Below are 12,788 nucleotides of genomic sequence, written 5' to 3' on the forward strand. Positions count from 1 at the left end.
GCTAGCCCTGCGGTCGGAAGCCCTGCGCGGCACCGAGCAGCAGGCCGCCGTCGATCACCATCGTCTCGCCGGTGATCCAGCTGGCCGCGTCGGAGACAAGGAAGGTCACGGCGGCGGCCACGTCGGCGGGCTCGCCGATGCGTCCGAGCGCGATCGAGGATGCGAGCGGATCCTCGTGGTCCTTCCACAGCGCCTCGGCCAACCGGGTGCGCACCACGCCCGGAGCGATCGCGTTGACGCGGATCCGGGGCGACAGTTCCAGCGCCAACTGCTTGGTGACGTGGATCAGCGCGGCCTTGGTGGCGTTGTACATGCCCATGGCCGGCGATTGGTGCAGGCCTCCGATGGACGCGGTGTTGACGATCGCGCCGCCGTGCTCGCCCATCCACGACTTGACGACGAGCGAGGTCCACAGCAGCGGGGCCCAGAGGTTGACGTCGAAGATCTTGGTGAAGCGGGCGTGGTCCTGGTCGATCAGCGGGCCGTACGCCGGGTTGGTGCCGGCGTTGTTGATCAGGATGTCCGCGCTGCCGAAACGCTCGAGCGTGAGGTCCACGCAGCGCCGGGCGGCGTCCTCGTCGACGGCGTGCGCGCCGACGCCCAGCGCGTTGCCGGCTACCTGCGCCGCGGCCTCGTCGGCGGCCTCCTGCTTGCGGGCGGTGAGCACCACGTTGGCCCCGGCGGACGCGAGCTGCTGGGCGATCGCGAGCCCGATCCCGCGCGATGCGCCGGTGACGATCGCGGTTCGGCCGGTCAGATCCAGTGAGGTCATTGAGCTGCGCCTTCCGTCGCGAAAGCCAACGGTTTACCGTTTGCTATATGGATGTGTTTACACGTGTGTCAGCGTGGTATGCGAACCGCATGTCCACGAAATTAACCCTCACGAAAAGACTGGTGGTGGGCGGGGCTGCGGCGGCAGCAATCGCGGTCGCGCCGATCGCCGTAACCGATTCCCTGGCATCCGCACCTGGGCAGTCCGCGGCGCCCACGCACGTGGTGTTCAAGGACGACCCCAGCGGCGGGGGCTGTGACGCCAACGGCAACTGCGGTTCGGGCGGCCAAAACAGCGGCCCCGGCGGCGGCCCCGGCGGTCAGGGCTGCGTCCCGGGCGTCGGCTGCGGCTCCGGCGGCCAAAACGCCGGACCCGGCGGAGTTCCCGGCGGCCAGGGCTGCCTGCCCGGCGTCGGCTGCGGTTCCGGCCACGCCTGATCAGTTCGATGAACGCGGCTCCCGGAGCCTGGCGACCCAGGCCCGGGTGTCCGCGGGGTCGATGACGTCGTCAAGTTCGAAGGTGGTGGCCGCGCGCAGCGCTTTGCCATGCTCGTAGGCCGCCGCCACCAGCTTGTCGAACAACTCTTGGCGCCTGACGGGGTCGCCCTCGGCCGCCAGCTCCTTGCTGAACCCGAGGCGCACCGCACCCTCGAGCCCCATCCCGCCTATCTCCCCGGTTGGCCAGGCGATGGTGAACTGGGGAGCGCGGAAGGAACCGCCGGCCATCGCCATCGCCCCGAGCCCGTATCCCTTGCGCAAGATGATCATTCCGACGGGCACCGTCAAGCGTGCACCCAGAACGAACATCCGCCCGAACCGCCGGACCGCCGCCTCCTTCTCCGCCTCGGGACCCACCATGAAGCCCGGGGTGTCGCAGAGCGAAATCACCGGCAGCCCAAACGATTCACACAGGGCGAGGAAATCGCCGGCTTTGTCGGCCGCCTCCGCGTCGATGGCACCGCCGAGGTGATGGGTGCTGTTGGCGATCAGCCCGTAGGCCGCCCCTTCGACCCGGACCAGGGCGGTGACGATGCCGACGCCGTAGTCGGGGCGCAGTTCCAGCGCGGAGCCGGTGTCGACGATCGCCTCGATGGCGCGGTGCACGTCATAGGCGCGTAACCGGTTCTGCGGCACCACATGCCGGGCCAGCCGCGGATCGGGCGCCGCCCAATCGTCCACGTGACCCTGGAAATACGACAGGTATTGCTTGGCCAGCGAGACCGCGTGCGCCTCGTCGCGGGCGACCAGGCTGACCACGCCGTTGCGTCGCTGCACGCCTATCGGGCCGATCGCCTCCGGCGGGTAAACCCCGAGCCCGCCGCCCTCGATCATGGCCGGTCCGCCCATCCCGATGTTGGCGTCCGGGGTCGCGATGATCACGTCACAGACCCCGGCCAGCGCGGCGTTCCCGGCGAAGCACCGGCCCGAGACGATCGATACCAGCGGCAACCGGCCGCTCAGCGAGGCCAGCATCCGGAAGGTCGGCACGTCCAGGCCGGCGGCGCCGCCGACGTCTGTGTCCCCCGGCCGGCCTCCGCCGCCCTCGGCGAACAGCACCACCGGCAGCCGTTTCCGGGCGGCCAGGTCGAACGCACGGTCGGTCTTGGCGTGGTTGCGCATGCCTTGCGTGCCCGCCAGCACGGTGTAGTCGTAGGACACCACGACGGCCTCGGCCGCCGCCGGCCCGAAACGGTCCGCGCCGATGGTGGCCAGGCCGGCGACCAGGCCGTCGGCCGGGGTGTTGGCGATGAGGTCGTCCTCCGAGCGCCGGCTGCGCTGCGCCGCGATGGCCAGCGCGCCGTACTCGACGAAGCTGCCGGGGTCGACCAGATCGGCGATGTTCTCCCGCGCGGTGCGACGGCCTTGCTTGTGCCGCTTGGCGACCGCGGCCTCGCGGCCCTCGTCGAGGGTGAGCAGATGCCGCCTGCGCACCTCGTCGAGGTCGGCGCGTGGGCGGTCGAGATCGGTTGCGGCCGTTGCCGAATCGCCCTGTGCACCGCTGGCGGTGCGGGCGAACACCAGCAACGGGTCACCGGTCCCGACGACCTGCCCGGGCGTCACCAGATTGCGCACAGTTTGCAGTGCGTCCGGCGCGACGAGCACATGCTGCATCTTCATCGCTTCGAGGACGACGAGCTGGCCACCCGCGGGGTATTCGGCGCCCTCGGGCGCCACCTCGACCACCGTGCCGGCCAGTTGGGCGCGCAGCACGTCCTCGCCGGGATAGAGCTCGACCGGAGCCGCACGGACGTCGAGTTGGTGCGACGAGGCCGCCGCCGCCAGCTCGGGCAGCTTCTCGTCGACGAAACCGGTGCTCACCCAACCGGATTGAACGGCGGGGTGATTCAACAGCTCGCGGAGGAAGTCGATGTTGGTGCGGACCCCCTCGATGCCGAACTCGGCGAGCGCGGTCCGGGCCTTCCGCAACGCGGACTGCGGCGACGACCCGTGCACGTGGGCGACGACCTTCGCCAGCAGTGAGTCGTATTGCGGGTTGACCGCCAGGCCGGCCCGGCCGTAGGTGTCGACGCGAATCCCGGGCCCGCTCGGCGGCGAGAACGCGGTGAGGGTGCCGGCCGCCGGTACCACCGAGAGGTCGGGGGCGAAAGTCTCCATGTTGACGCGGGCCTGGATGGCAATGCCGCGATGCGCCGCGGGCTCCCCGATGATTTCGTTGCCGTCGGAGGCGATGCCGGCCGGCAGCCCGAGCTGGTAGTAGGAGGCACCCCCGGCGATGGCCAGTTGGACGGCCACCAGGTCGAACCCGGTCGTCTCCTCGGTGACGGTGTGCTCCACTTGGATTCTCGGGTTGACTTCGAGGAAGACGAATTCCTCACCGGCGACGAGGAATTCGACGGTGGCCAGCCCCCGCAGTCCGACCCGCGCGCACAGCCGGACCGCGGCCTGGTGCAAGTCGCGCCGCAACGCATCGGAAAGCCCCAGCGCGGGCGCCATTTCGACGAGCTTCTGGTAACGCCGCTGGATGCTGCAGTCGCGGTCGCCGAGCGCCAGCGCGCGGGTTTGGTGCCCGGCCGGAGCGGCGACGACCTGGACCTCGATGTGCCGCGCGCCGTCGAGCAGCGCCTCGGCGAACAGCGCCGGGTCGCCGAAGCCCAGTTGGGCCTCCGCGGCGCACTGTTGGTAGGCGCCGGCGATCTGGTCGGCGCCGCGCACGGTCCGCATTCCCCGCCCACCCCCGCCGGCGAGCGCCTTGATCATGATGGCGCCGCCCTGGGCCTGGAAGAACGCCTCGATCTCGGTGACGCTGCTGGGCCCGTCGGTCGCGGGCAACACCGGCACCCCGGCGGCGATGGCGGCGCGGCGGGCCGCGGACTTGTTGCCCACCAGTTCGAGCGCGCCGGCGTCCGGTCCCACGAACGCGTAACCGGCGCCGGTGCAGGCGCGGGCGAATTCGGCGTTCTCACTGAGGAATCCGTAACCGGGGTGGATCAGCTCGGCGCCGGAGCTCTTGGACGCGGCCAGCACGGCGGGCTGGTCCAGGTAGGCCCGCGGCCCGGTCCCGGGGAGGCCGATCGCTTCGTCGGCGGCGTGCACGTGCGGGCTTTCGGCGTCGTCTTCGGCGTAGACCGCGACCGTTCGCATGCCCAATTCGACTGCGGTGCGGATGATTCGAAGCGCGATCTCGCCGCGGTTGGCCACCAGCACGGTCGAGCTCATCGCAGCGGCTCTCCCCACTGCACCTGTTCACGGAGTTTGCCCTTGAGCAGCTTGCCGCCGGCGTTGCGCGGCAGCGCGCCGTCGACCACCGTGACGTATTGCGGCACCTTGAAGTCGGCGAGCTGCTCGCGGCAGTGTTCGAGCACCGCCGGCACGTCGATCCCGTCCGCACCGCCGACCAACACGGCGCCCACTTTTTCGCCCATGACGTCGTCGGGAACCGCCAGCACGCACGCGTCCTGCACCTGGGGCGCCCCCAGCAGCACGGCTTCCACCTCGACGCTGGAGACGTTCTCACCGCCGCGGTTGATGATGTCCTTGAGCCGGTCGACGATGTGCACCCGGCCCGCGTCGTCGACCCGCACGACGTCGCCGGTGTGCAGCCAGCCTTCCACGATGGTGGCCGCCGTCGCCTCCGGCCGGTTCCAGTACCCGGCGGTCACGTTCGCCCCGCGCACCACCAGCTCGCCGACGCCCGGCTGGTCGCCGCCGAACGCAACCAGGCCGAGGTCGACGGACGGGACCGCGTAGCCGACCGAGTCGGCGTGCTCGACGGCGTCCCGGCTGGGCAGCACCGTCATCAGCGACGACGTCTCGGTCATGCCGTAGCCGTTGAAGACCGTGGCCTGCGGGAAGGCGTCCTTCACCGCGCGCACCAACGAGGGGGCGATCGGGGCGCCCCCGTAACCCACCCAGCGGACGCTGGAAACGTCGGCCTCGGCAAAGCCCTTCTGCCGCAACATCAATGCGTAGACGGCCGGAACGGTGACCATGACGGAGATGCGCTCGGCCGTCAACGTGGTGATCAGCCCGTCCAGGTTGAGGGCGGGCATGATCACCGAGGCGCCGCCCAGCCGAGCGGCGACCAGAAGCTGTGTGTTGCAACCGGTCACATGGAACAGCGGTACCGAGATGAGTGTGCGCATCGCCGCGCCCAGGTCGCGCGGCTGATCGAGACAGCGAATCCCGTTCTCGGTGTTGGTCAGGAAGGCCTCGTGAGTGGTCGGCACCCCCTTGGGGTGGCCGGTGGTGCCCGAGGTGTAGAACAGCGCGGCCACGTCGGCGGGACCGAGCCGCTCGGTCACGTACGGCTGGCCGTCGGGCAGCGGGGTGTCCGCGGCCAGGTCCGCCGTCGCCCCGCAGTCGGACAGGACGAATTCGACTTCCGGTTGCGCAGAGCGCGTATTGACCGCCACCGCAACGCCACCCGCCATCACGACGCCCCAGAACGCCAACACCCAGTCGATGCCGGCCGGGTAACGCACCGCGACGCGGTCGCCGGGTCGCAGCCCGCCCGCGCGCAACCCGCCGGCGACGCGCGCGGCGCGGTCCCACAGCTGGCGGTAGGTCAGTCGACCGGCGCCGAGTTCGACCAGCGCCTCGCTGTCGGGGCGCCGGTCGACCTGTTCGGCCAGCATGTCCAGCAGCGTCGCGGGCAGATCGTCGTAGTGTGGGACGCCGTCGGCGTCGCGGGTCACGCCGGTCGTTGGGAACGGGTTGTTTTCACGCGAAATTTCGATCACTGCAGGCATGCCCGTTCCTTACTATCCGGTGTCCTATCGTGATAGCGGTGACGATCGACGATCCCGCCATCATGCCCGAGGCGTTCTTCACTGTCGACGGTGACTCCTACCTGCCGGGCGTGCTGACCCGGGGGCCGTGGGGTGCCGCGATGGGCGGTCAGATCGTCGGCGGTCTGTTGGGTTGGGGCATAGAGCAATCGGGCATCGAACCCGACTTCCAGGCCGCCCGCTTCACGGTCGACCTGCTGCGCCCGGCGTTGATCGAGCCGGTGCAGATTCGGACCTCGATACAGCGGGAAGGCCGGCGGATCAAGCTCGTCGATGGGGCGCTGGTCCAGAACGGGACCACCGTCGCGCGGGCCAGCGCGCTGTTTCTGCGCCGGGGGGATCATCCCGAGGGGGCGGTGTGGTCCGCGCCCCTGCAAATGCCGCCGCTTCCGGCCGATTCCGAGGGCTTTCCTGTTGGTATGCCGTTCCTGATCTGGGGGTACGGGGCCACCGCCGCGGGCAGTCCCGGCATCGCGGCCGGCGAGTGGGAACAGTCCCATTCCCAGAAGTTCGCGTGGACGCGGATCTTTCGCCCGATGGTGCACGGCCACCCGCTGACCCCGTTCACCCGCCTGGCCTTCGTCGGAGACATCACGAGTTCGCTGACCCATTGGGGCACCGGCGGATTGCGCTACATCAACGCCGACTACACGGTCACCGCGAGCCGCCTGCCCGATGGTGAATACCTGGGCCTGGCGGCCCAGAGCCACTACGGGACGGCCGGGGTCGCGACCGGGGCGGCCACCCTGTTCGACCGGCACGGCCCGATCGGCACCAGCTCGGCGCTGGCCCTGGCCCAGCCGGCCGAGGCGTTCAAGCCGGCTTACACCTAGGCGACTCATTCCATCAACTGCGCCGCCACCGTAGCGCCGAGTTCCCAGCACGCCTGTAGGTCGCCCTTGTCCGGCTTGCCCGAAACCAGCACGGTCTCCGCGGCTTTCGTCCAACCCAGCCCGGTGGTGATCGACATGACCCCGCGTTCGGCGCCTTCGGTGCCCTCGTTGCCGTGCAGGTACAGGCCGAACGGGCGCCCGCGCGTCGAGTCGAGCAGCTGGTAGTAGGCGCAGTCGAACGCGTGCTTGAGCGCCCCGCTCATGTAGCCAAGGTTCGCGGGGCTGCCCAGCAGGTAGCCGTCGGCCTCGAGCATTTCTGCCGGTGACACGGTGAGCGCCGGTCGCCGGACGACCTCGACGCCCTCGATCTCGGGGTCGGTGGCACCCGAGACCACCGCCTCGAACATCTCGTGGCAATGCGGGGACGGCGTGTGGTGGACGATCAGCAGCGTCTTGCTCATTGGCGGCCCTGCAATTCCAGCGCCGTCTTCATCGCCTCTCGCGCCCGCCTGCGGTCCCCCGCATAGTCGTAGGCGCGGGCCAGCCGGTACCAGCGCCGCCAGTCGTCGGGGTGGTCTTCGACTTCGGTGCGCACCGAGGCGAACAGCGCGTCCGCGGCGTCCCGTTCGATACGGCCCGACGCCCGTCGCGGCAGCGCGCTGGTGTCGAGCTCCATGCCGTCGGCCGCGATGAGATGTGCCAGCTTCTGGTGGGCGAACCCGGACCGCAGGGTAGCCACCATGGCCCACAGTCCGATCAGGGGCATGATCAGCACCGCCAGGCCCAGGCCCACGGCGGCCGGGCGGCCCGAGGCGATCATCGCGACGGCCATCCGACCCAGCAGCACGAAGTACGCCAGCATCGCCACGCAGAGGAACGCGATGAGGAACTGGGTGCGCAGCGTCTTGGTCATTGCAGGTCGAGCAGGGGCTCGAGCCCCACGGTGAGGCCGGGCCGTTCCTGGACGCGCCGCACCGCCAGCAACACGCCCGGCACGAACGAGGTGCGGTCCAGGCTGTCGTGCCGGATGGTGAGCGTCTCCCCCTCGGTGCCGAACAAGATCTCCTGGTGGGCGACCAACCCGGCCAGCCGCACCGAGTGCACCGGGATGCCGTCGACGTCCGCGCCGCGGGCTCCGGGCAGGCTGGTGCTGGTGGCATCGGGGTTGGGCGGCAGCCCTTTTCGCGCTTCGGCGATCAGCTTGGCGGTGCGCGCCGCCGTGCCCGACGGCGCGTCGGCCTTGTGCGGATGGTGCAGCTCGATCACCTCCACCGACTCAAAGAAGCGCGCCGCCTGCTTGGCGAAGTGCATCGACAACACCGCGCCGATCGCGAAGTTGGGGGCGATCAGGACGCTCGTGTTCGGGCTTTTCTTCAGCCATTCCCCGACTTGATCAAGCCGTTCGGCGGTGAAGCCCGTGGTGCCGACGACGGCGTGAATCCCGTTGCCGATCAGGAACTCCAGGTTGCCCATCACCACGTCGGGATGGGTGAAGTCGATGACCACCTCGGTGCCGGAGTCGGTGAACATGCTCAGGGAGTCACCGGCGTCCACCTCCGCGGACAGGGTCAAGTCCTCGGCGGCCTGCACCCCCGCCACCATCGCCGAACCGACTTTGCCCTTAGCTCCCAAGACGCCTACCCGCATGAGCTTCACCCTAGACCGGGGGACGTTATCCACAGTTGGGTGTTTATCCACAGCGGTCGCAGTTTCGTGGCCGCTGTCTGCGGCGACCGATAGTATTCGAACATGCATTCGATTCCCGTTCCGGACGACGTGAGCGCCGCGCTCGATGCGCTGGATACGGCCGTCGCCAGGATCGGCAACCTCAACTTCGCGGCCTTGAGCCCCGTCGTCCGGCTGCGCGTGCTGGAAGCGATGGAGATCTCCCGGCGGCGCCAAATTGCGATCGGCACCGACGTGATCGCCGGCTTGGCGAACGAGGATCCGGGTGACGTCGGCGGTCCGGTCCACAAGGTGATCGCCGACTGGCTACGGATCAGCTATGCCGACGCGTGCCGCCGGGTTCGAGACGCCAGGCAACTCTCGCCTCGCCTGACGCTCACCGGCCAGGAGTTGCCGCCGGAACTGCCGGCCACCGCCCAGGCGTGGCGTAACGGCGTACTCGACGGGCAGCACCTGCGGGTGATTCAGGGGTTCGTGCGCGACCTGCCGGACGCCGTGGCCGCCGAGACGGTGGATGCGGCCGAGCGTTTCCTGGCGTCGCAGGCGGCGCAGCTACGTCCCGACCAGCTCCAAAAAGTCGCGCATCAGTGCGCCCTGTGGATCAACCCCGACGGGAAGTTCTCCGACGCCGACCGTGCCCGGCAGCGCGGCTTCAGCTGGGGCGCGCAACGCCTCGACGGAATGAGCGTCGGCAAGCTAATTGCTTCCCCGGAGTTGCGCGCCAACCTCGACGGCTGGCTGGCGCGGTTCGCGGCCCCCGGCATGTGCAACCCGGACGACGAAAAGCCCTGCGTCAACGGCGAACCGGGCGAGGAACTGGCAGGCAGAGACACGCGCAGCCATGCCCAGCGCCAGCACGACGCGCTCAACGCCCTGGTGCGCGGCCAGCTGGGCGATCCAAAGCTCGGCCAACACAACGGCCTACCGGTTACCGTCATCGTCTCGACCACGCTGCAGGAGCTGAACTCGGCGACGGGCCGCGCGGTGACCGGTGGCGGAACCGTGCTGCCCATGCGCGACCTGATTCGGATGGCCAGCCACGCCTACCACTATCTGGCGGTGTTCGACGAACACTCGAATCGCCCCCTCTACCTTGGCCGTTCACGCCGAATCGCCTCGCCCGACCAGCGCATTGTCCTCTACTCGAAGGAGCGCGGATGCACACAACCCGGCTGCGACGTACCCGGTTATTGGTCCGAAGTCCACCATGTCGATGACTGGGCCACCGGCGGTAGGACCGATGCGGACAAGCTCACCTTCGCCTGCACGCCCGACCACAAGCTGATCGAAAAGGGCTGGCGAACAAGGAAACTTCCCAACGGGCGTACCGAATGGATTCCGCCGCCGCATCTCGACCGGGGCCAACGCACAAACGACTACCACCACCCGGAACGCCTCGCGGACCCTTGACCGGCGACTACCTCTTGAACCGCCCGGCGAACCCGCGCAGCGGCAGGTCGGCGCTGGTGATGAGCCCCGGCGGCGCCGCCACGACCGACTTGATCGACGCCAGCGCGGGCATGCCGGTGACGGTCATCCCGATCGAGGCGAAGTTGTCCGGATTCGACAGGTCGACGCCGGCCTTGGGGAAGATCATGTGCTTGTTGTAGATGCACGGGTCACCCTTGATCTGGGTGATGTAGCAGCCCTTAATGTTCCAGCTCGGGTCGGTGTGCGGCGTCATCTGCCACTCCAGGTGCGTCTCGACCCGGGGAACCCCGTCCACCATGCCCTGGTACTTGATGTAGTTGCCCCCCAGCGATCCCTTGGGCAGGGTGTACCAGCCCAGGTCGACGTCCTTGGTGCACGCGCCCAGCTCGTAGCTGAACTTCACCTCGTCGAGGGTCAGGTCGAAGCAGTCGGCCATCATCAACACGCTGTCGGCGAAGACGCGGGTGTACTTCTCCAGCTTGGACGGGATCTCCGGATCGTCCACCGGCTGGCCGTAGCCCACCTCGATCCAGGTGTCCTTGGAGTGGTGGCACGACACGTCCACCGACTCGATGGTGGTGACGTTCTCGATATCGGCGACGTCGGCCGAACACACCACGCCCAGTATCTGGTTCAGGCCCGGGTTCATCCCGGTCCCGTAGAACGTCGCGCCACCCTTTTCACAGGCCTCGGCGAGCAGCCGGCTCACCGGCTTGCCCGACGGGTGCGGATGGTTCTTGTCGCGGTGCCAGCCGGTGATCCAGTCGGCGGTGGTGACGATATTGATGCCGGCCTCGAGCACTTTGACATAGAGGTCCTCGTCGGGGAACACGCCGTGGAAGGTGAGCACGTCCGGCTTGGCGGCGATGATCTCCTCGATCGAGCCGGTGGCCTTGACCCCGTTGGGTTCGATGCCCGCGAGCTCACCGGCATCGAGCCCGACCTTCTTCGGCGAATAGCAATGCACGCCAACGAGTTCGAGATCGGGCTGCGTGGCGATCCGCTTGATCATCTCCGAGCCGACGTTCCCGGTGGCCACTTGGAAGACGCGGATCGGTGCTTTAGTCATTCGGTTGAGCCTTTCTGCATTGCGAACGCATCCGGATAGAACTGCTTGGCCCACTTGCGAATTGCCGTGAAGCCCTCGTACTCGTCGGTGGCCAGCGCGGGTGGATCCGAATAGCGCTGGTGACACCAGATCTCGATGTCCTGCTCGAACTGCCGGATCACCTCACGGCCGAACTCGGTCGCCTTGAGCTCGGCGCGGGCCGGGTCTTTGTGCGGCGTGCGGCCGATGTAGACCATGAAGCGGACGTCGGAGGTGAACTCGTCGACCGGGGTGACCGCGGAGATGGTGCGGTTGTCGATCATCCCCCAGCTCTTGGTCACCGCGATGCCCAGACCACCGTTGATGGCCTCGACGCCGCTGTTGACGTCCTCGATCTTCTGCCCGTCGTCACCCTCGAAGGTGATGGTGAAGTCAACGAACGACACCGGCTCTGCGAAGTCGTGGCGGGTGAACACCGGCACGATCGGCGTGTTGTGCACGAACTTGAAATGTGCGAAGTCGACACCGTTTTCGAGCACGTACTGCGGATGAAGCTCCAGGGCCGGCCGGGACAACCGCTGCTGCGGGTAATAGCCGCCCGCGCCGCTGCCGTCGCGGAACGCGCCGAAAACGTCCGGTGCGTCGAAGTACGGCTCGCGGCGCTCGACGTCATGCCAGATGTAGACCGACTCGTTGCGCTCGACCACGGGGTAGGTGCGGATCCGCCGCCCGCGGTTGGGCCGATCCTGGTAGGGAATGCAGACGTTGCGGCCCTCCTGGCTCCACTGCCAGCCGTGGAACGGGCACTGCAACACCTCGCCGACGACTTTGCCGCCATACCCCAGATGAGCGCCGAGGTGTTCGCAGTAGGCGTTCATCACGGTGAGCTGCCCGGACTCGGCCCGCCAGGCGACCATCTCCTGCCCGAAGTACTTCATCTTGTGCACGTCGCCCAACCCGATTTCGTCGGACCAGGCGACCTGGAACCAGCCGGTTGGTTTCATCGACAACGGCGGCTTAGCCATGCGGAATCCCTCCTTGAAAACGAATGATAGGCCGCGTCCCCGCGAAATCAAAGTACCCTCTATGAAACCTTGGGCGTGCGATAGGCTCGGCAGATGACTCGGCAGGTGAGCGGGGCCGGAACCGCGAACCGGCGCCCCAACCGGCGTGGCAACGCCACGCGCGAGAGCATGCTCGAAGCCGCGCTCAAGTCGTTGGCGTCGGGCGACCCCGGCTCGGTGTCGGCCAACCGCATCGCCAAGGAGATCGGCGCGACCTGGGGCGCCGTGCAGTACCAGTTCGGCGACACCGACGGGTTCTGGGCGGCGGTGCTGCACCGCACCGCCGAGCGGCGCGCCGCGACCTTCTCGACCCTGTCGACGCCGATCTCACCGGACGCGCCCCTGCGCGAGCGCGTCGGCGCCATCATCGACACCCTCTACACCGGATTGGCGTCGCCGGATTCCCGCGCGATCGAGAATTTGCGCGCAGCGCTCCCCCGCGACCCCGCCGAGCTGGAGCGCCTGTTCCCGCGCACCGCCGCCGAGCTGTTTTCTTGGGGCAAAAGCTGGCTGGAGACCTGCCAGAACGCCTTCGCCGGTCTGGACGTCGACCCGGACCGGGTGCGCGAGGTGGCCGCCCTGATCCCCGGCGCCATGCGCGGGCTGGTGTCCGAGCGCCAGCTCGGCTCGTACGCGGACCTGGACATGGCGCGGCGGGGCCTGACCAACGCGCTGGCCGCCTATCTGGAGCAATCACGCCCGTGAC

At 68.7% G+C, this 12,788-nt stretch carries 12 protein-coding genes; 4 read left to right on the plus strand and 8 right to left on the minus strand.

Features of this window, described 5'->3' with window-relative positions; genetic code table 11:
- Position 1 precedes the first annotated feature (1 nt).
- Positions 2-772, minus strand: a complete 771-nt coding sequence (locus A5697_RS15925; protein ID WP_067950783.1) for an SDR family oxidoreductase — start codon at positions 770-772, stop codon at positions 2-4.
- A gap of 89 nt (positions 773-861) precedes the next feature.
- On the opposite strand from A5697_RS15925, the gene A5697_RS15930 reads away from it, so the two are divergent.
- Complete coding sequence (locus A5697_RS15930) at positions 862-1,209, plus strand: PE-PGRS family protein (protein WP_067950780.1); 348 nt, start codon at positions 862-864, stop codon at positions 1,207-1,209.
- Here A5697_RS15930 and A5697_RS15935 read toward each other — a convergent pair whose 3' ends face one another.
- Both A5697_RS15935 and A5697_RS15940 read right to left on the minus strand, forming a co-directional pair.
- Positions 1,210-4,449, minus strand: a complete 3,240-nt coding sequence (locus A5697_RS15935) for a carboxyl transferase domain-containing protein (RefSeq protein ID WP_068011356.1) — start codon at positions 4,447-4,449, stop codon at positions 1,210-1,212.
- Positions 4,446-5,981, minus strand: a complete 1,536-nt coding sequence (locus A5697_RS15940) for a class I adenylate-forming enzyme family protein (protein ID WP_197501024.1) — start codon at positions 5,979-5,981, stop codon at positions 4,446-4,448. The genes A5697_RS15935 and A5697_RS15940 overlap by 4 nt, the downstream gene beginning before the upstream one ends.
- Before the next feature lie 38 nt (positions 5,982-6,019).
- On the opposite strand from A5697_RS15940, the gene A5697_RS15945 reads away from it, so the two are divergent.
- On the plus strand, positions 6,020-6,853 hold the full coding sequence (locus A5697_RS15945) for a thioesterase family protein (RefSeq protein WP_082953428.1): 834 nt from the start codon (positions 6,020-6,022) through the stop codon (positions 6,851-6,853).
- A 5-nt stretch (positions 6,854-6,858) separates the two neighbouring features.
- Here the strand turns inward: A5697_RS15945 and A5697_RS15950 are convergent, their stop codons facing one another.
- The 3 genes from A5697_RS15950 to dapB are packed head-to-tail and all read right to left on the minus strand — an operon-like array spanning position 6,859 to position 8,500.
- Positions 6,859-7,314, minus strand: a complete 456-nt coding sequence (locus tag A5697_RS15950) for a flavodoxin family protein (protein WP_068011358.1) — start codon at positions 7,312-7,314, stop codon at positions 6,859-6,861.
- On the minus strand, positions 7,311-7,766 hold the full coding sequence (locus A5697_RS15955; RefSeq protein ID WP_068011359.1) for a hypothetical protein: 456 nt from the start codon (positions 7,764-7,766) through the stop codon (positions 7,311-7,313). Before A5697_RS15955 ends, A5697_RS15950 begins: the two co-directional genes overlap by 4 nt.
- Positions 7,763-8,500 carry a 4-hydroxy-tetrahydrodipicolinate reductase gene (dapB, locus tag A5697_RS15960; RefSeq protein WP_067950771.1) on the minus strand — a complete coding sequence of 246 codons (738 nt, stop codon included), beginning with the start codon at positions 8,498-8,500 and terminating at the stop codon, positions 7,763-7,765. The genes A5697_RS15955 and dapB overlap by 4 nt, the downstream gene beginning before the upstream one ends.
- Before the next feature lie 102 nt (positions 8,501-8,602).
- Between dapB and A5697_RS15965 the strand changes: the two genes are divergently transcribed.
- The gene (locus A5697_RS15965; RefSeq protein WP_068011360.1) at positions 8,603-9,949 is read left to right on the plus strand and encodes an HNH endonuclease signature motif containing protein; all 1,347 of its coding nucleotides are present in this window, start codon (positions 8,603-8,605) and stop codon (positions 9,947-9,949) included.
- 7 nt (positions 9,950-9,956) lie between these two features.
- On the opposite strand, the gene A5697_RS15970 is transcribed toward A5697_RS15965, so the two are convergent.
- Both A5697_RS15970 and A5697_RS15975 read right to left on the minus strand, forming a co-directional pair.
- Complete coding sequence (locus A5697_RS15970) at positions 9,957-11,039, minus strand: dihydrodipicolinate reductase (protein ID WP_068011361.1); 1,083 nt, start codon at positions 11,037-11,039, stop codon at positions 9,957-9,959.
- Positions 11,036-12,043, minus strand: a complete 1,008-nt coding sequence (locus A5697_RS15975) for a Rieske 2Fe-2S domain-containing protein (protein WP_068011362.1) — start codon at positions 12,041-12,043, stop codon at positions 11,036-11,038. The genes A5697_RS15970 and A5697_RS15975 overlap by 4 nt, the downstream gene beginning before the upstream one ends.
- Positions 12,044-12,211: 168 nt before the next feature.
- On the opposite strand from A5697_RS15975, the gene A5697_RS15980 reads away from it, so the two are divergent.
- The gene (locus tag A5697_RS15980) at positions 12,212-12,787 is read left to right on the plus strand and encodes a TetR/AcrR family transcriptional regulator (protein ID WP_369806123.1); all 576 of its coding nucleotides are present in this window, start codon (positions 12,212-12,214) and stop codon (positions 12,785-12,787) included.
- The last annotated feature ends 1 nt before the right edge of the window (position 12,788 follow it).

Origin of the sequence: Mycobacterium sp. E3251, assembly GCF_001666835.1 — a bacterium.
In the GTDB taxonomy this organism is placed as follows: domain Bacteria; phylum Actinomycetota; class Actinomycetes; order Mycobacteriales; family Mycobacteriaceae; genus Mycobacterium.